The 20,035-nt window shown below is 25.5% G+C and carries 14 protein-coding genes and 2 tRNA genes; 9 read left to right on the forward strand and 7 right to left on the reverse strand.

Features of this window, described 5'->3' with window-relative positions:
- Positions 1-726 precede the first annotated feature (726 nt).
- The gene (locus ACWXVJ_RS01165; RefSeq protein ID WP_455966187.1) at positions 727-3,696 is read right to left on the reverse strand and encodes an AAA domain-containing protein; all 2,970 of its coding nucleotides are present in this window, start codon (positions 3,694-3,696) and stop codon (positions 727-729) included.
- A gap of 572 nt (positions 3,697-4,268) precedes the next feature.
- Between ACWXVJ_RS01165 and ACWXVJ_RS01170 the strand changes: the two genes are divergently transcribed.
- The 3 genes from ACWXVJ_RS01170 to ACWXVJ_RS01180 are packed head-to-tail and all read left to right on the forward strand — an operon-like array spanning position 4,269 to position 8,192.
- Positions 4,269-4,640 carry a hypothetical protein gene (locus ACWXVJ_RS01170; RefSeq protein WP_455966189.1) on the forward strand — a complete coding sequence of 124 codons (372 nt, stop codon included), beginning with the start codon at positions 4,269-4,271 and terminating at the stop codon, positions 4,638-4,640.
- 53 nt (positions 4,641-4,693) lie between these two features.
- Positions 4,694-5,875, forward strand: coding sequence for a site-specific DNA-methyltransferase (locus ACWXVJ_RS01175; protein WP_455966261.1), 1,182 nt, complete (start codon positions 4,694-4,696; stop codon positions 5,873-5,875).
- Positions 5,862-8,192, forward strand: a complete 2,331-nt coding sequence (locus ACWXVJ_RS01180) for a DEAD/DEAH box helicase family protein (protein ID WP_455966191.1) — start codon at positions 5,862-5,864, stop codon at positions 8,190-8,192. Before ACWXVJ_RS01175 ends, ACWXVJ_RS01180 begins: the two co-directional genes overlap by 14 nt.
- Before the next feature lie 250 nt (positions 8,193-8,442).
- Here ACWXVJ_RS01180 and ACWXVJ_RS01185 read toward each other — a convergent pair whose 3' ends face one another.
- The 3 genes from ACWXVJ_RS01185 to ACWXVJ_RS01195 all read right to left on the reverse strand — a co-directional run bounded on the left by ACWXVJ_RS01185 (position 8,443) and on the right by ACWXVJ_RS01195 (position 9,300).
- Positions 8,443-9,042, reverse strand: a complete 600-nt coding sequence (locus ACWXVJ_RS01185; RefSeq protein WP_438340826.1) for an FMN-dependent NADH-azoreductase — start codon at positions 9,040-9,042, stop codon at positions 8,443-8,445.
- 107 nt (positions 9,043-9,149) lie between these two features.
- Positions 9,150-9,223, reverse strand: a tRNA-Gly gene (locus ACWXVJ_RS01190).
- A 3-nt stretch (positions 9,224-9,226) separates the two neighbouring features.
- Positions 9,227-9,300, reverse strand: a tRNA-Gly gene (locus ACWXVJ_RS01195).
- A 283-nt stretch (positions 9,301-9,583) separates the two neighbouring features.
- On the opposite strand from ACWXVJ_RS01195, the gene ACWXVJ_RS01200 reads away from it, so the two are divergent.
- Genes ACWXVJ_RS01200 through ligA form a run of 4 tightly spaced genes read left to right on the forward strand, consistent with a single transcriptional unit; the run spans position 9,584 to position 14,362 of the window.
- Positions 9,584-10,387, forward strand: coding sequence for an energy-coupling factor transporter ATPase (locus ACWXVJ_RS01200; protein WP_455966193.1), 804 nt, complete (start codon positions 9,584-9,586; stop codon positions 10,385-10,387).
- Positions 10,372-11,388 (forward strand): ATP-binding cassette domain-containing protein, encoded by a 1,017-nt coding sequence (locus ACWXVJ_RS01205; protein ID WP_455966195.1) that lies wholly within the window; start codon positions 10,372-10,374, stop codon positions 11,386-11,388. Before ACWXVJ_RS01200 ends, ACWXVJ_RS01205 begins: the two co-directional genes overlap by 16 nt.
- Before the next feature lie 15 nt (positions 11,389-11,403).
- Entirely contained in the window at positions 11,404-12,354 is a 951-nt protein-coding gene (locus tag ACWXVJ_RS01210) for a CbiQ family ECF transporter T component (protein WP_438340829.1), read from the forward strand.
- 1 nt (position 12,355) lies between these two features.
- The gene (gene ligA, locus ACWXVJ_RS01215) at positions 12,356-14,362 is read left to right on the forward strand and encodes an NAD-dependent DNA ligase LigA (RefSeq protein ID WP_455966197.1); all 2,007 of its coding nucleotides are present in this window, start codon (positions 12,356-12,358) and stop codon (positions 14,360-14,362) included.
- Here ligA and ACWXVJ_RS01220 read toward each other — a convergent pair.
- The 3 genes from ACWXVJ_RS01220 to ACWXVJ_RS01230 all read right to left on the reverse strand — a co-directional run bounded on the left by ACWXVJ_RS01220 (position 14,348) and on the right by ACWXVJ_RS01230 (position 17,449).
- Positions 14,348-15,703: an MAG0480 family ComEC-like protein gene (locus tag ACWXVJ_RS01220; protein ID WP_455966199.1), complete on the reverse strand. Its 1,356-nt coding sequence runs from the start codon at positions 15,701-15,703 to the stop codon at positions 14,348-14,350. The genes ligA and ACWXVJ_RS01220 overlap by 15 nt on opposite strands.
- A complete protein-coding gene (locus ACWXVJ_RS01225) occupies positions 15,628-16,143 on the reverse strand; it encodes an MAG0490 family ComEA-like DNA-binding protein (RefSeq protein ID WP_444705131.1) in 516 nt (171 codons plus the stop codon). The genes ACWXVJ_RS01220 and ACWXVJ_RS01225 overlap by 76 nt, the downstream gene beginning before the upstream one ends.
- A gap of 571 nt (positions 16,144-16,714) precedes the next feature.
- Positions 16,715-17,449, reverse strand: coding sequence for a YebC/PmpR family DNA-binding transcriptional regulator (locus ACWXVJ_RS01230; protein WP_438340833.1), 735 nt, complete (start codon positions 17,447-17,449; stop codon positions 16,715-16,717).
- Positions 17,450-17,541: 92 nt separating this feature from the next.
- Here ACWXVJ_RS01230 and holA point away from each other — a divergent pair, with 92 nt between their 5' ends.
- Both holA and ACWXVJ_RS01240 read left to right on the forward strand, forming a co-directional pair.
- Positions 17,542-18,525, forward strand: a complete 984-nt coding sequence (gene holA, locus ACWXVJ_RS01235; RefSeq protein WP_455966201.1) for a DNA polymerase III subunit delta — start codon at positions 17,542-17,544, stop codon at positions 18,523-18,525.
- Positions 18,525-20,033 carry an alpha-amylase family glycosyl hydrolase gene (locus ACWXVJ_RS01240; RefSeq protein ID WP_438340835.1) on the forward strand — a complete coding sequence of 503 codons (1,509 nt, stop codon included), beginning with the start codon at positions 18,525-18,527 and terminating at the stop codon, positions 20,031-20,033. Before holA ends, ACWXVJ_RS01240 begins: the two co-directional genes overlap by 1 nt.
- Positions 20,034-20,035: the final 2 nt, after the last annotated feature.

The following is a 20,035-nucleotide window of genomic DNA, read 5'->3' on the forward strand; positions in this document are numbered from 1 at the left end:
TTTTTTTTTTTTTTTTGTTTTGGCAAAATTTCATGATTGATGCTCTAATTATGACCAAAATTTTAGACAAAGCCAAGGCATTTATAAAGGCACTTTTTACTACTTAGTATTATTCTAATTTACGACCTTGATCTAATAAAAATATATTTATTGCAAAAATGTCTCTAATATAAATCAAAATTATTTAATTCATTTTTATTTTCCCAATTTTAAGATTAAAAAATCATAAATCCACCTTAAATTAAAATAGATTTATGATTTTTATTTAATTTTTTAATTGCATTTTTTTTAAAGTCATCATTTGAATTTCAAATACTATGTTTTTAAGCAAATTATCAATTCATTCATCACCATACACTTGCTTGTATACAAATCGTTTTTATTTTCTATCGAGTCTGTTAAAGTTTTTTCTACTTTTTGGTTATTATTTTTTGTAAAAATTTTTAGCTTTTTCTTTGTTGCTTCTATTACATTTAATTTAGATTTTTTAATTAGTGCTTCAACATTGCTAAAACTAAATTGATTAGTTGGGCTTTCATTAGAGGTGTTTGACTATCTTTTGTATATTTGTAAATTATTCCTTTTGGGCTCTTTATTAAAATTAAAAATAACTAGATTCTTTTTTACAATATCCTTATATTAAAAACCTAGGAAAAATATCGGTTCTTAAATAACTTGATTCGGATTTAAAACATATATAAATAAACTTAATATTCATATAATTTTTTATTGCTCATTTACAATTTCTAGGTGTTTTAAGCAAGCTTTAATTACATCACTATTGAGTGATTCATATACTTCCTTGTCACCAATTATATAAAACTCCTCTTTTGCACGTGTTACTGCTACGTTCATAATATTTGGATTATTGCTGCCAACAGCTCATTGAGCAGAATTTATACTATCTTTATCGCAACCTAGCACTAAAAAAACAATTTTAGCTTCTTTTCCTTGGAAAGTATGTACTGTTCCTATATTCCTTTTATTAATTATATCGTTGAGATTTCTCTTAAGTTCATTTACTATTGCTTTAAAAGGAGAAATAATAAAGACATCTTTTAAATTTGCATCACGGTTTTTTATTTTAACTAAATATTTTTTTAAAACTTGATATTGTTCTTTTACATAATGTTTGTTTATGGCTTTTCCCTTAACATGGAGCCAAAATCCATTGTGGCTTTTTTGTTTACCGTTTTCTTTTCCTTGGACCATATTTCCTTCATAGGAAATTTCGTTTGAAATATCAAACATTGGACTTAGACATCTTCTATGTACTCAAAGAGGTATGCCAATCCAATCTCCGTTTTTCTTATAAAATCCATATTTGCTATGATTATCAACAATTTCTTGCACCGAGCTATTAAGACCATAAGGCAATTTATATTTTTCTTTTATTCATTTTAAGGTATTTTGGTCTAATACTGAAACTGGTTCAATTTGCGATGGATCACCAACAGCAATAATATTCTTCGTTCTAAAAATTGCACCTACCGCTGCTTGTGGAACGGCTTGGCCCGCCTCATCTATAAACAAAAATCCCATTGATTCTTTTGGAAAATTCTTATACATTGTCCTTATGCTTGCAAAGGTTGAACTAATTGCGGGTACAGCCATATTAATTCAATTTCATGCTTCCACTAAACACTCGCATTTATCAATAGTTTTTCCTTTGATTTTATTATTTCATATTTTGACAGCGCTTTTTAAAGCCTCCCTGTTTTCATATAAAAATTGTCTTCTGACTTTTAGCGCCAAAATAAACAATTTTGATTGTTTGATTCTAAAATTCTTGTTAAATCATGGGTTACTTTTTTGAAATACATTGTTGTCATTAATTGCATTAAATTTATTAATTTTCTTATTAATAAAAAAATCTTCGATTTTATTTTTTTGATCTAGCATTCTGTTGATACTATCGATTTTTTTGCCTATGTTATTCTTTTTAGATTCGAGAGATAATAGTGAGCCGCATATTTTAACGCGTTGGTTTAAATAGGAGTTTAATTTTTCATTAAATTCTTTGTATTTCTTTGTTTTAAATAATTTACTTATTCAGCTTGGTTTTTGCAGTTTTAAATTTTCGATAGATTTGTTTATATTTTTTAATTCATTTTGGTTATTATTTATTAAGTTTATTATCTCTTTTAGGCTTTCATTAATTGCGTTTTTAATTGATTCAATATTAATATTTCTATTTTCAAATTTATCGTCAGGTTTATCCTTCATGAAATCGTCAATTAAAGCTTGTATTTCTAATTCTATTTTAGCTAAAAGGTTTATGTGCATTTGTATATCATTTTGTGCTTTTTTAATGTCATTATATAAATTTAAAAAATCTCGATATACATTTGAATTGTTATTTTCTTGCTGGTATATTTCTTTTATGATATTTTCGACAGCTTTTATTATTTCTATAATATTCTTCTTTTTGCCGCCTTCTAATGAAAAAAGACCTCATTTTTCTTTTGCGATTTTATGCTTATTGGAAATACCTTCATTATTATTTTTTTCTTCAGTTATTGCATTAGCAGTTTTGTAAAAATAATCAGCATTCTTTATCTCATTTGCTAGATCTTTGTCAACATTTTCCAATAGAGGCAATTCGTTTACTATATTTTGCACAGCTCCATTATTTGAACTTGCTATTAAAATGCTCTTATTTGCAATTTGTGCAGGCAAAATTTTAATTTCTTTATAAAAAACATCCTTAATTATCTTTGAATCTAGCTTGCATATTTCGAGAGATTGTTGAGTAATTAGCTCAGCAAATATATCCTTTAGTAGGGTTGTTTTTCCTGTTCCTGGAGGTCCATTTACACTTTTCATTTTAATATTTTCATAGTTTTTACTTGTCGATAGATTTACTGCAATTTGTTGCATTAATGAAAGCGCATATTCTACATTGCTTGGAAATCTTGAACATGGATAATTCTTAGGATCTAAAATTTCTTTGATTTGTTTAATACCATCAGCTTGTTTATTATCTAAATTTATTTTTATTAATTCATTGCTATTTTCTTCTTTTGATGATGATAAATATTTGTCTAGATTTTGTGTTGATATTCCTTTAGCTTCTACTAAGTCATCAATAAAAAATGAATGCAATAAGGCATCATCTTCATCATCATTTACTATTTTATATCTGGAAAGATTAACATCAATATTGTAATTTTGTATTAATTTTTGAAATGCTTTATTAAAAAATGCTTTTAAATCTTCGGTTTCTTTCTTTTTAAATATATTTTCAATATCATCTGAAAGTTCATGTTCTTTTTCTTTAAATTTAGACATAGAATTAAATTCTAAATCACTCTTGGTCTCTCTAATATATGCACTTCAAGTATAGAAAGTGGATTGTTTTTCTATTTCAAGATTATTATTAAAACGTATAGCAAAACTGAATTTGTTATTTCCTATTGATTCTAATTCATCATCATTAATTTTAGTATTATGTTTTTTGTTTAGAAGATCAATTAGTTCTTTTGAATTAAATGTGTTAAAAATAAAAACTAAATATTTTTCCTTTTTTTGCTTAGTTTCTTGTTTTAAAATCGTATTAAAATAGTCATAATAATTATCGTTTTGTTTATCTAGTTTAATCTCGCAATAATCTTTTTTATTTCAATTACCTTCGCTAAGTTTTTCAATCATTATTCAATGCTCAAGAATATTGTCTTTAATACTTTTAGGGTTCATTATATCTCCACAATGTAATCATATACAAGTTTAATTTTAATATTGTAAATATGATTCATCTAATCATAATATTTCTCATTATTTAAATAATTTAATATTATTAAATACATTATAGTTGATAAAAATGTTTTATTTAAAAAAGTAGTTATGAAGCAGTATTTATTAGATATCAATTTATTTTATTTTTTGATGTATTGATATTTATAGTTCTTATAATTTATTAAATAAGATACCTGTAGAATAATGTCTTAATTTAAATTAAATCATGATATAAGAAAAAGTGCGTTTTTGCATAAAAACATTTCATATTGAAATTTTAAAATCTTTATATAGATTTTGCAAATATAAATATAAATAAAAAATATATATAAGAAAACATTATTTAACTTCCGTTGCATGTATTTTTATAATAAATTAGATCTAATAAGAGAAATATTATTAATTTATGAAAACAAGATTGTATAAAAAAGAACTATTGATTAAATTGTTCAATAAAAACTGTCTTTTAATCTATTTTGATTTCTCTTATTTAGTAAAATTAATTAAATATCATAAGCTATAAGGAGATATTAATGAGTTTATTAAAAAATTACATTCAGAAAATTGATGATATTTCTTCTAAAGAGTTGAATACAGATCAAAAAAGACTGGCAATAAAAATTTTAGAAAAATTTCAAGAAGACGAAAAACAACTACAATATGTTTTTCAATTTGTTGCACAAAGAATTAAAACGGGGTTTAGATTTGATGTGGCGCCCGAAAGTGATTGACAAACAGTTGCGCTATTAGAAAAAGATGAAAAACTTAGCTTTGTTTTAGACGAAAACAAAAGCAAAGATAATACATTAATCATCGGCGAAAACTATGATGCTTTAAAGAATTTGATAGTGATTGAGAGAGAGAGAGAGAGAGAGAGCTGCCTTCGCTTGATAAATATGATGTAATTTATATTGATCCTCCTTATAATACTGAATCAACTAAAAAAGATGGTAATAGTATTGCAGATAATAATGAAGATGTTAAGGCAAAAAAATTCATTTATCGTGATAAATATTCTAGAAATGGTTGACTTAATTTAATGAATGAAAGATTACAATTAGCAAAAGAGCTTCTCAAAGATGATGGAGTTATTTTTGTTTCTATCGATGATGCTGAGCAAGGCTATTTAAAAGTTTTGATGGATGAAATTTTTGGCGAAGAGAATTTTGTTTGTAATTTTATTTGGGAAAAAAATTATTCTCCAAAAAGTAATAATCATTACGTTTCTGTTAATCACGATTATATTCTGTGTTATTTAAAAAATAAGCAAATAGTAACTAAATTTAATCGTTTAGAACGCAATGAAAAAAATAATAAAATGTATAAATTTAGTGATGAAAAAGGAAGATATAAAATAGCTGATTTAACAAGAAATTCTAATAATAAATTTGACATTGTCTGAAATAAAAAAGTTTATAAGTGCCCGGAAAATTCTGGGTGATTATTTTCAGAAAAAAAGATTTATGAATTGATAAGAGAAAATAAGATATACCTGCCAGATGATGCCACAAAAAGGCCAGGTTTAAAAAGATATTTATCTGATGTTAGAGATATTATATCTAAGACAATTTTGGGCTATGAAATTGTGGGACATACACAGGATTCAAAAAATGAAATAAGAGATATCCTATATAAAAATGCTTTTGAAACACCTAAACCTATAAAATTAATAAAATATTTGATTAGGCTTCATAGTGATAAAAAAAATATTCGTGTCCTTGACTTCTTTGCCGGATCTGGCACCACAGCTCATGCGGTTTTAGAATTAAATCGCGAAGACGGTGGCAATAGAAGCTTCACTCTTGTTACAAATAACGAAAATAACATTGGTATAGATGTAAACTATGAAAGACTTTATAGAATAAACCACGGGGTTGGTACTAAAAATGAAACTTTTGATTGAATAAAGAAAAATGAACCATATAAGGCAAACTTAAATGTCTTTAATATTAAATACTATGATATAAGTCCAGCAAACAAAGATATTGAAATTGAAGACTTAGCTAATAAATTAATTGACGTATTAAAAGAGTTTGGAATAACTTCAATAGATAAAAACAATCAACAACAATATATTAATCTATTAAATGATTTATCATCTTTAAAACCAGAGAAAAGAGAAGATAATGAATCTAACTAATTCTCAAGAAAAAGTTATTAATACTTTAATTAATAAAACCATAAATAGCTTAGAAGAAAACAAACAAAATTCCGTTTATTTTAAAGCTCCAACTGGCTCTGGTAAAACATTTATGATGATTAACTATATTGATAAGTTAATTGAATGAAACAAATTTAATTTTAATCAAAATTTAGTTTTTGTTATTGCAACTTTATCGAGTGCTGAGTTGCCAAAACAAATGGAAGAAAACTTCAATGAGTATAAACAATATTTAATAAATAACGATTTAAAAATTACAAGAATTGAAAGCCCTTCAAATATTAATAAAAATTCTAAAGTAGAAAAAAATTATCAGTTTTTTGCTAAACCAAATAATGTTTATATCATGGGCGGAGCATCATTTAAAGCTAACTCAATTTTAAGAGAACAACATGCAATTGAGGCTTTTTTAGATGAAATAAAACTAAATGACTATAAATTAATTTATATTCGTGATGAAGCTCACATCGGCGCCGACACTTCAAAAAATAAAAAAGATGAAATTTCATTTGAACAAAATATGCAATTAAGGGCTGATTTTGTTATAAAAATGACAGCAACTCCAACTGATTTGAGTTTAGATCTTATTGAGCTAAGCGAAAAAGATTTATTTAACGATAAAATCAGATTATTAAAAAGCGAAAAAATTTTTAATGAAGGTATCGAAGATAATGAAGACATTTCCTATATTGATAATGATGTTATTCTCGAACAAGCCTGTTTAAAATTCAAGGACATAAAAAAACAATATAATGATGATAAAAATGAACCGGGCTTAGTGGGCATTAATGCCGCCATGTTAATTCAAGTTGATAACGCTAGTAAAGATCCTGAAAAAGAAAAAATATTCAATGAAACCATTGATTTAATAATAAAGAAATTAGAGAAACATTCTTTATCCTGAGTAAAGTATTTTGATCAAAATGATAAAGAATCAAGTCTAAGACAAAAAGATAATTTCTCACTTAGAGATATATCTAAATACAATTCAGACACTGATGTGATAATTTTTAAAGTAGGACCAGCAACAGGCTGAAATATACCGAGAGCATGTATGCTAGTTCAACTTAGAAATGTTTCTTCAAAAACATTAAGCGCCCAAACTATCGGAAGAATAAAAAGAAATCCCAATCCTTCGCATGATTTTAGTAATAGTTCAATTGCTAATAAATACTACATTTATAGCAATGTTGATAGAGATATAAATGACCAAAGAATGCTGATTTTAAAATCTCAGTTTAAAAAAGAAAAATTTGTGTATGGTTCTCTTGTTAATATCAATAAATCTAATTCTGTTTTTAATTTAGATGATTATGAAAAACAAGTTGCTAATTATTTAAATAATTATTCTATTGGAAACTTTGAAACAAAATACCAAGTATGCAAAGAAGAGTTTTGTGATAATAACTTTATAATTGCTAATCAAAAAAGTTATGGTAATAAAATAGAAATAACATTAAAGCTAAAAAATAAAATTGATATGGAATTATTTAATATAAAAACAATTAAGAATAATAAAAAAATATTTACAGAAAATATTAAAAAAGAAATAAATAGCATCTATGAAACAAAATTAAAATCAATAATGGATAAAACATTCTTTTGATTTTTAATAATTAAATATGAAATCGAAAACTTTAATGACCTTTATAAAAAGCATTTGCAAAAACAATTGGATAATCAAGAAATAAGATATGTAATAAATAATTCTAAATTTTTACCAGATTATTTAATAGAGAGCAAAGATGATGACGATCCAAAAACAGACAATAAATTTGCTTATCAAGAAATAAATAAAGAATTTGCAAATATTTATTTAAAATCAGAGGCTGAAAAAACATTTGTAAATGAGTTTAAGAAATGTGTATCACTGCGGCCTGAAATTAGAATTTGAGCAAAGAATCCAGTCCATAGTGGAATTAATTTTGAATATATCAATAATTTAGACACGAGTAATAGCTATCCAGATTTTGTTATTGTACACGAAAATCATTATATTTATTTAGAAATTAAAACATACAAAAACGACATAGATAAAGAAAAAACTAAAAAGCTAATTGAAGAGTATAGAAAATATATTAATAATATTAATAATAACTTAGAATTTAAACTTACGCTCGCTATCATATTTGTAGATATTAAAGGAAATAATCTCTATGCAAATGGCGCAAGTACAATAAAAAGTCTCAACGACCTATTTTTAAAACAAAATAATAATTGAGATGAAAATGGGCAATTTTTCATAAAGGATGTAAGCGTACAATTTTTGCAATTGCTAATGGAAGGCAAAGAATAATAAAAGTTTCATAAAAAATATTTGCTTTAGCTAATTTCTTATTATTTTGCAATAAATTATTAATATTTTTTGTTTTTGATAATTTAGATAAAATATAAATATAAGCTGTGTTGAAGAATGATTGTTCAAAATAACTTAATTTTGCAAAAAATGATGATCTAATTTTTTACCAAAAATTTGGGCTTAAAATAAAAATAAAAAACCAAGCTTTCTCATTATTTTAGAGCTTGGTTTTTAAAATTTTAAATTATTAAAAGTTCATAACCCTTTCTTTAATTTTGTTAATTTTATTTTTAATAATTTCCTCAATTGAATAAGAATTAAATGGTTCTACTTTTGTTGCGTCAATTAAAAGGGTTTCACTAACCTCTGCACCCAAGAAATTTCAGATGCCCTCTAGGTAAGAAATGTGACTTGCTCAAGGATATCAATCACATGGAGCTCCCTGAGAAGCAATTATTTGTACCTTTAAATTAGATAACAAACCTATTGAGCTACCTTTTTTAGCGTATTTATAAGAAAATGTCTTATTAGCAACACAAATTCGGTCGATAAAATTTTTTAACACTGCCGGAACATTAAAATTTATCATTGGGGCTGAAATAATTAATTTGTTGGTTTTTTTTAAAATATCAATATATCTACCTGATAATTCATCATTAAAAAAATCAGAAAAATTATTTGAGTTCATTGGATGTGTTGCCATTTCAAGTTCGTTTAAATCTAACTCCACAATTTCATCATTTTTGTTAATTTTTTTATATTCCTCAACGAAGCTCTTAGTAATAGCACTTGAAACAGACTTCTCTTTTGATATGGGCGAAGAATATAAAACTAATACATTAGCCATAAAACTCCTTTATTATTTATTTTTTAATATTATATAAGTTTTAATTGCCTTATTTTGAATAAATTTAGTTAAATCAAAAAAACTTGGTTTCCCAAGTTTTTTTGAAATGGTGCGGATGAAGGGAATCGGACCCTCGTATTCAGATTGGCAACCTGATGTTCTACCATTGAACTACATCCGCAACTGGTGCAAGTGATGGGAATCGAACCCACGTAGTTAGCTTGGAAGGCTAAAGTTCTACCATTAAACTACACTCGCAATTAGCGTTATATATTATAAACCATAATTTTTGTTTTATCTAAAAATATTTTTTAATTTGTTTATTTTCAGCCAAACTATATTTTAAAAAATCAGAATATTTATAAAAAACTATTAGTTATAAGAAACTACGACACTTGGGTTTTTGCATTAAAAGAAGTTAAATAATATGTTTATAGTTGTTGATTTATAAAGTTTTTTTATATATTTTATTGTATACAATAAAATGTCAATTTAAGCATTTTTGAAAAATAAAATTAATATTATATTTATAATTATCACTATGATTGAAATTAAAAAACTTTGTTATAAATATCCTGGTGCTAAAAAATATGCCTTAGATAATATTAATTTTACAATTGAAGATGGGCAATATGTTGCCATTTTGGGACATAATGGTTCAGGAAAGAGCACTTTTTCAAAACTACTTGCTGCAATTTACAAAGCTTCATCTGGGAAAATTATTATTGATGGTCTAGAAATAAATTCTGAAAATTTGGCGGAAATTAGAAAAAAAATTGGTATTGTTTATCAAAATCCAGATAATCAATTTATAGGTGCTACTGTTGAAGACGATATTGCTTTTGGCTTAGAAAATAAAAAAATGTCATATGATGAAATGAACGTAATTGTAAAAAAATATGCCAATGAAGTAGGAATGGGCAATTTTTTAGATAGGGAACCTCAAAATTTATCGGGAGGTCAAAAGCAAAGAGTAGCCATTGCTTCTACTCTTGCATTAGATCCTAAAATTATTATTTTTGATGAAATAACTTCAATGTTAGACCCTAGAGGCCGCAATGACATTTACAAAATAATTCATGATCTGCATTCCAACACCAATAAAACTTTAATTTCGATCACTCATGATATGGATGAAGCCTTGTTAGCTGATAAGTTAATTGTCTTTTCAGGTGGCCATGTGATAGCTCAAGGAAAACCTATTGAAATTTTAAATAACAAACAAATAATTGAAATTGCAAAAATAAATTCACCTTTTATATACAAACTTAGTGAAATGATTCACGGAATTGAGCCAACATATGACGATAAAAAATTATTGGAGACATTATGCAAATTAAAGTAGACAATATTTCAAAGGAATATAACAAAAAGCTTCCTACATATATTAAGGTGCTAGATGGTGTATCAGTGGAAATTAATGAATCAGAAGCAATTTCAATTATTGGGCCAACTGGCTCTGGTAAAACTACATTAATAGAGCATCTTAATGCATTAATATTACCCGATGAAGGTTTACTGCATTTTAGTGATGTCCCTTTGTTTAAGAAAGCCAAAAAGCCATCTAAACCAAAAAAACAAAGTGATGATAATGATGAAACATACCAAGCTAAATTAAATGAATATATAAAGAATTTAGAGAAGTTTCAAAAAACTAAAAAAAGTGATCGTGTTGAAATAGTATATACTGATATTGATATTATCAAAAGTAAAAGAAAAATCAAAAATGTTAAAGCATTAAGAAAGCAAGTTGGAGTCGTATTTCAATTTGCTGAATATCAATTATTTGAATCTACTATTGAAAAAGACATTATTTTTGGACCCGTTTCAATGGGTATTAAAAAAGACAAAGCTAAGGAATTAGCGGCTAAATACATTGAGATGGTCGGTCTACCAATTGATTATCTTAAAAGAAGCCCCTTTGACTTATCAGGAGGGCAAAAAAGAAGAGTTGCTTTAGCAGGTATTCTTGCTATGGAACCAAGATTTCTTGTTTTGGATGAACCTACTGCTGGTTTGGACCCGCAGGGTGTTGAAGAAATGCTCCAGCTGTTTTATAATTTATATAAGCAAGGCACAACTATTATTATTGTTACACACGATTTAGATAATGCTCTTAAATGAACAAATAGAACCTTATTTGTTAAGGATGGGAAGATTATTAAAGACGGTAATACTTATGATATTCTAAGTGATAATAAACTATTATTAGATAATAATTTAATTCCCACAAAATTGTTGTCATATGTAGAAAGGCTAAATAATGCTGGTTTTAATATTGGAAAAGTAACAAATATTGAAGAATTGGCTGATAAAATAAATAACATAATTAAGTGAAAAAAATAAAAAGGAGCTATAAATATGGATAAAACAATTATTGGCAAATATCTCAATATACAGACGCCAATTCATAGACTTGATCCCCGACTGAAATTTTTAGCTAACATACTATTTATAATTTTGTTTTTTATTTCTGAACATTATATTACATTATCGATTTTAGTAATTATTAGTATGGTTTTATATGGTATTTCTACTAAATCAGTAATTTCTATTTTTAAAAAAATTAAGTTTCCTATCTATATTGCTATTTTTCTCCTGGTCATTAATATGCTAACTGTTAAGGGTGCGGTGATGTATTACGAAATTGATAAATATGTTCCTCTTTCAACAGAAACAAATGCTGACGCTTTTGTGATATATCGCGGTAAATTAATAGTTAATGTAGTATATTTTGCTCCTAACAACGATGTTAATTCGATATTTCAATTGTCATTATTCTCAATTCATCGAACTTTTACAATACTTTTGAGAATTTATGGCGTTGTATTAATAACAACAATTTTGACAGTAACAACAAAACCTGTTTTATTAACAAGAGCAATCAATGATCTGCTATATCCGTTAAAAATATTTAGAGTACCGACTGAAATAATTACGATGATTATATCCATTGCCTTAAGATTTATTCCTACCTTGTTAGAAGAATCAGGAAGAATTATGAAGGCGCAGTCAAGCCGAGGAGTAGATTTTAAAAATGGTAATTTTAAGGATAAAATAAAATCCTTCATTGTCCTAATGGTCCCACTTTTTGTTTCATCCTTTAATAAGGCTAATGATTTAGCTGATGCTATGACTTCAAGAGGATATGAACCATATGCAAAAAGAACCTATTATCGTCAATTAGTTCCTAATTGAAGAGATTTGATTGCTACGCTAATATTAATGACTCTAACTGCGTTGGTTGTAATATGTGCTATAGACCATATTGCTTTACCATCATGGTGAATTGCTTCATTTCAAAAGGTTTAATATGAATGAAAAAGATTTTGAAACAAGAAAAAAAATACTAGAATTACAACAAAAAATAAGTCAATGAGATAAATATTATTATGATTTTGATAAACCGTTAGTTTCTGATGAAATTTATGATATTGAATTTAATCAATTAAAAAGATTGGAATTGCAATATAAACATCTTTTTTTAAAAGAAGAATTAGAGCAGTCACCAACCAATAAAATTAATGCTAATGTATCTAAAAATTTTGCTAAGGTTAAGCATGATAAATCAATGCTTTCTTTAAATAAGGCATATACCATTGCAGAAATCCAAAAATTTATTGATAATATTAAAAAGGTAACCTCGCATTTTTCTTTTTTTATCGAACCAAAAATTGACGGGCTCTCAATTTCTATTAAATATAATCAAGGCAAGTTAATGCAAGCAGTAACGAGGGGCAATGGGTTAATTGGCGAAGATGTTACCAATAATGTTTTGCAAATAGATAATATTCCAAAAATAATTAATTATAAAAAGCCCCTTGAGGTTAGAGGTGAAATTTTTCTTCCTATTGATGAGTTTAAGAAAATAAACGAAAAATTGCTTAGTGAAAATAAAACGGCTATGGCTAATCCACGCAATGTTGCTGCTGGTACTTTACGCCAATTGGACCCACAAATTGTAAAAGAAAGAAATCTTTCATCATTCTTATATTATGTTGTTGCACCGGAAAAACATAATATTCAAACTATGTATGAATCATTTGAATTTTTAAAAAAGTTGGGTTTTTGTGTTACAGAGCAATCAATCCTTGTTTCTTCTATTAAAGAAATAGAACAATTTATTGAGGAATTCAAGACTAAAAAGTTATTATTTAACTATGAAACTGATGGCATAGTCATAAAACTTAATGAGCTCAAATTTTATGATAAATTAGGTGAAACAGCAAAATTCCCTCATTCAGCAATTGCTTTTAAATATGAGCCCGATGTTGTTTCTACCATATTAAAAGATATTTTTATTACTGTTGGTCGGACTGGCTTAGTTACATATAACGCCTTATTGCAAGAAGTTGAATTGTCAGGAACAAAAGTATGTTTTGCAACGCTTAATAATTATGAATTTATTAAAAATCTAGATATAAATATTGGTGATGAAATATACATAAAAAAATCTGGTGAGATTATTCCATGCGTTATAGGTTTGGCTAATAAACATAATTTAGAGAAGCTAGACCCATTTAAGGTATGCCCATATTGTAATAACGTTTTGTTATTTAATGAAACAGGATTGGAACAATATTGTTTAAATCAAGATTGCCAAGAAATAAAAGTTAGAAAACTTATTCATTTTGCTTCAAAAGAGGCGCTTGATATTAATTCACTTGGTGAAAAAAATATCATATATTTTTACCAAAATGGTTTTATAAATAATATATTGGATATCTTTAATCTTCATAAACATCGTGATGAATTAATTAAATTGGAAAGATTTGGATATTTGTCAATAAACAAAATTTTAAAATCAATTGAGGATATTAAAACAAAACCACTTGAAAATTTGATATTTGGTTTATCAATCCCATTAGTCGGAAAAAGAACTGCGAATATTATTGCTTCAAAAATTCTAAAACTAGAAAATGCCTTAAATTTTAATTTTGAAGTGTTTAAAGATTTTTATGATTTTGGTGATAAGATAACTAAACAATTAATAGAATGATTCTCCAATGAAGAAAACATAAGTTTAATTAAAAAATTAATTGAACATGGTATAAATCCATCATATGAACAAAAAGCAATAACCAATATCCTAAATAATAAATCTTTTGTTATAACAGGTAAGCTTACAAAACCTAGAAGTTATTTTGAAAAACTAATTGTGGAAAACGGCGGCGAGGTACTTTCGTCTATTTCCGCTAATATAGCCTACCTATTAATTGGCGAAAAGGCAGGAAGCAAGCTATCTAAGGCGCAAAAACTTGGTATAACAATAATTAATGAAGATGATTTAAAATTAATGCTAAATTTATCAAACTCCTAACCTTAGTTGGCTATGGAGTTTTATTTTATAAGCCTTTAATAAGGCTATACTAAATATAAAGCACATTAATCATGATGTATCAAATTTTATGATTATGTTTGATTCACTAATTATGTCAATGAACGTATCAAATCAAAGGATGGTATTTTCAATAATGATATTTATCCTAAAAAATAGAAGTGTAATAATGTAGTTTAAGGAAATAATTGGAATAAACAGAAGTTGAATAAAAAAAGAAAAAATATTATAGTTTTTATTAAAAGTGTGAATTATTAAAGTGGAATAAATATGGGCAATTAAAAATACCGCAATTGTTTTGACAAAATATCCTTGTTTTGTTAAAACAAAAATTGTAATAAATATGGATAGTGTAATCAAAAATGATAAAATGAAAGAGTATGAAAACATTATAAATGGATTGTAAAAAACCATTATTAAACCCGTTATTGCCAATAGTGCAATATTGTTTATTTTTTTGTTAAAAATAATTTTATTTAGATATGCTAATATTAAAAAGATTAAAGACCTTGTTGCACTTACATGAAATTCGATTGATATTAAATAAATAATCAATAGAGGAATAGCGATAAAATCTTCAATAAAATAGCCATTTTTAATTCTTCTAATTATTTTGGATATAAATAGATAAATTAAATTAAAATGAAATCCGCTAATAGTGAAAAAGTGAATAATATTAAGATCACTAAGCTTTTTATATATGTTATTAGCTTGATTATAATTGTTGAAAATGATGATATTAAGATAATCTATAACTGTGTGGTTTTTTGTGTTAAAAATTGATAATTTTTCATTTTTTTTAATAAATTCAATATTTGAATTAGTGAGATTAAAAAATAGCCTATTTGCAGCTTCAAACGAGCTTAAATTCTTATTTAAAATAAGTGTTCCTTTGATATGAAATGTATACTCATAGTTATTCATAAAAGTAATATCTATAATGCTTTTGGTCTTAAAAACTTTAAAATAAGCATCCTTATATTTGAATATTAGATAGGCTTTATATTCTCTAATCATATTTAAATCATTATCTAATTTTATCCCGTCAATTTTTGCAAAAATTGACTGGTAAACTACATAGCTTAAAAAAATAATTGAGCTAAAAATGAAAAATGTAATTCAAAATTTAATATTAAAAAAATTGAAAATGCAAATCATTATTAAAGCTAGTGAAATTAAAATAATTTCAATTCTCAATATTAGTATAAATATTAAAAAAGAACTGATAGACGATATTAATAGAATATCTATATATCTATATTTTCTGTTAATATTTGATAAGTTTTTTCACCAATGCCTGGTAGTTGTAATAAATCATCTCAATTCTTAACATTCCTTTCTTTAATATATTCAAAAACTTTTTTTGCAATGTTTGTTTTAATTCCTAAATTTATTAAAATTTGCAAATCATTGATATCTGTTATCTTTAATTTTTTATTTTTAGTAAAGGGAATAAAAACTCTTTCGTTGTTTTTTAACAACTGTGATTTATTTATCTTTTGCAAATCTGCACCGCTTTTTAAAATACTTTCTCTTATTAGATCAAAATAATTTGCTCCATCCTTTAAAGTATATTCGCCCGGATATTCCACTGCACCTTCAATAAAAACAGTTATATAATTACTTTTAAAAGAAGATTTGTTATGATGTCATTTATCTATAATTTCTGTTTTAACTACAACGCCACTAATAAGTACAACTGATGAAATAATAAAAAATGAGGCAGTTAGAATAAATTTCTTTTTGTTTATTTTTAATTTCATAAATCAAATTTTTAATAATATACAAATGTTTTTATCTAATATGGGAAAAAATAAAGAAAGTATTAAGAAAATAAATCAAATCTCATAATAAACAAGCAATATTTAAATAAAATAAATTTTGACATCTCGAATATTTTTTTTCTTTTTAAATCATGTCTTTAAATTTCTTTTTTTCAAAATGAATTTAAAATAAGAATCTAAAATTTGTTTTTTATTTTTCTAAAAATAAAGTTTTGGAAATAAACGGAAACATAATTAATAACTTAGATAATAGAGAGATAGGATATTTTTTTTAATATTGAAATCCGAAATTTTTTTAAGTTTCAACAAAAAATGTCGAAAAATGATTTTTTAACGATTTATCAAGAAAATCAAGGAGTTTGTAAATTAATATAATAACGAAGAAATTGCATTATAAAAAATGCCCATATTAAGATTTTGTCAAGTCAAATTCTTAATATGAGCTAAACTGTCTAAAAAATTTTACAAGTTTATTTTGTGTATTTTTAAAACCTTTCTCTTGGTTTGAAAAAGGTTTTAAATATTAATAATTATTAAGTAGAACTAATTTTTATTCAATAGTTGTTGCATTATGTCAAACTTCCTGAACATCTTCATCATCTTCAAGTAAGTCGACGAATTTTTCGAGTTGCCCCATTTTTTCTTCATCGATTTCAACCTCGCTATTTGGAATATATGTAACTTCAGCAGTTGAATAGTTATCAATTTTCAGAATCTCATCAAGAGATTGTTTGACTTTTTGAAAATCTGATGGATGGGTAATAATAACATATAAGTCATCTTCAACCTTAAAATCTTCGGCGCCGGCTTCCAAAACGGTAGTCATTACTTCTTCTTCAGAAGCTAATGAAATTGGAAATTCAATTAATCCTTTTTGGTCAAAAACATACGGAACAGTACCTTGTTTTCCTAGCTGTCCATTATATTTATTAAAATAGTGTTTAATGTTAGATGATAAACGGTTAAAGTTGTCGCTTAAACAACTTACTACAAAATTTATACCACCAAAGGCTGTTCCTGAATATAGATATCCTTGAAAGTTAGCGCCTTCCTTTGAACCACCTGAAACTTTCGAGATTGCTTTTTCAATATTTGCTTTGGGCATCGATTTTGCCTTTGCCTTAGCAATTGCTAATTTTAGTGCTGGATTTGAATCTGGATCTGGGCCACCAATTGTTGCTGCTACAATAATTTCTTTAGAAAATTTTTGAAACATTTGTGCTCTCTTTGAATCCATTGCAGCTTTATGATGTTTTGTAGTTGCTCATTTTGAATGTCCTGACATTTCTTTAATGCTCCAATCTTAAATAAATAAATTGTAAATAATATTAGTTTATTATACCAAAAAATGTCCTTATTATAATATAATAAATTAGTATGTACCTAATTAAAGGCAATGAAAATTTTTTGATAAATAAAAAAATTAATGAAATAATAAACAAAGAAAAAACTATTGAAGTGGGTGATATCGAGATAGTTAAATTTTATGATTTTTTTACATTAGAAGAATTATCAGATGCATTAAATAACAATTCCCTTTTTTTAAATAAAAAAATCATTTTATTTAAAAATCCCTTTATATTTAATATAAAAAATAAATATGCTAATAGTTTGTGTATTGATGAGTTTATAAAAATAATTAATGCATCACTAAGTGATGCTAATCTAATTCTTATTTTTACGCAGGAAATAAATAAGTATGATAAATCTTTTTTAGCATCAAGAGCTTTTGCATTTATAAATGATAATAGCACTACTATTAATATCGAAAAAATTAGCGATAAGGAATTATTTTCTTTTGTTTATAAAATGATTAAAACAAAAGGCGGAACAATCAAGGATAAGGTCCTTATTGATTTGCTATCAATGCTACCACATAATCTAGAAATAATAGAATCAGAAATTGATAAATTGCTATTAATAAATAAAGATATAAGCGAAAAAATGATTAATGATAATAATTATGCAGTATCTAATAATATCGATTTTGCCCTAAGTGAGGCAATGTTAAAATGTCAAGACACAAAAACTATTATAAAAAAGATAAACGAACAGATTAGCTACGGGATTGAGCACAATTATGTGATATCGCAAATATCAGCGATATTGCTTAATGCAAAAACAATTGGAATATTAAAATCAATAAAATTAACTAATGATGAAATAGCAAAAATGCTTAATATTCATATATATCGTGTCAAACTTCACTATGACTTTTTTAATAGAATTGACATTAACACATTAAATCAGTTGATCATTGATTTAGCAAATATTGATCTAGATTTTAAAAAAGGAAACATTTTACCAGATACGCTTATTGATTTATTGAGTATAAAATTATTGAGATTAAGGATTTATTAATGGTTAATTTAGGTAAAAAAATCATCTTATATGAGCTAAAAGTTGAAAATTTTGTTGATACCAATGGAAGCAATTTTGGTGATTTTAAAGGGGTTATGAGCAAATTGGAGTATTTCAAAAATTTAAGTGTTAATGTTATATGCTTTGAAGATATTCTAAAACTATATGAAAATAGATTTGATCTTGGACTAATAAAAAAAAGGTATGGTTCAATTAAGGATTTTGCAAAGCTTGTTGAAACATTTAAAAATAATCAAATTGAAGTAGCTCCAATTATAAATTTAAAAGAAGTAAGACAAGCTTTTGTTAACTGAAATAATATGATGAGTTTATATAATTTGAATTATTATGAGTCAAATAGATACTTAACGAAATTAGATACATATTTAATTAATAAAGAATTTGAAAAAACATCATTATATGAGTTATCTGATTTTATTAAATATTTTGAATCAGTTTTAGGTTTCTACTTGCAGCTTAATGTATCAACTGTTATACTTGATAATTTTGAATTTCTTGCTTTTGAAGGCTTAAAGGAGGAAGAAAAATTAAAATTTATTAATGATTTATATAAGATTATCAAGCGTAAAAATAGCAATATTAATGTAATTTTTAAAACTAGTAATAATAACTTCAATCTATATAAAAAGATGCTAATGGTCGACAATAAATGCCTAGATTATTTGTATTTAACTTGAATGTCTGTTATTGGCAATAATGATGCATTAAAAAAACATTTCAAGAATAAAATGAGTTTTAAATCCTTATATAGATTTGTAGCTAATTTTAAAAATCATTCAAATGTGATATTATCATTCGGCTCTGATTTATCAGGTCGTTTCTTTTCTAAATGAGCTAATGAAAAGGCTTACCTAAATGAATCAACAAAAAGTTTCTTTGTATTTTTATATAGTGGCAATCATTCAATAGGTTTTTATTATGGCGATGAAATAGGTGCCTTGCGTGCTAAATTCAACCAACGTTTCACATTTAACAATGAAGATTATAATGAGGAAAAAAGATTTCTCCAATATAAAAATATAAGTTTAAATGAATATCATAAATATAATTGTTATTTCAATAAATGATCGTCTTATATTCAAATGCCTTGAAATGGACAAAAAATAAAAAGCAATGAAAATACTAATATTTTTTACCCAATTAATTTAGAAAGTAACAATGTCGAGGAGCAAATTATTAATAAAGATAGCACAATAAACTTTGTTTATTTCTTGAATAAACTCTCTTTAAATTCCAAATTTTCTTCTTATTTCATAAAGGGTGTATGAAATATTAAACAAAGTCATGGTATATTTAAATTTAGCAAAAAACTTAACGAACAGAGGATGGTATTGATTACAAATTTGACATCAAAGCATCAGAAGATAACTCCGCTTTATGGTTATAAAATTTTAGCAAGTTCATATGCTAATAAATTCTACTCAGAAATTCCAAAAGAACTCAACCCTTTTGAAGCTTTGATTTTATATAAGACAAAAAACAATTAACA

This window comes from Mycoplasma sp. 773 (genome assembly GCF_053851515.1).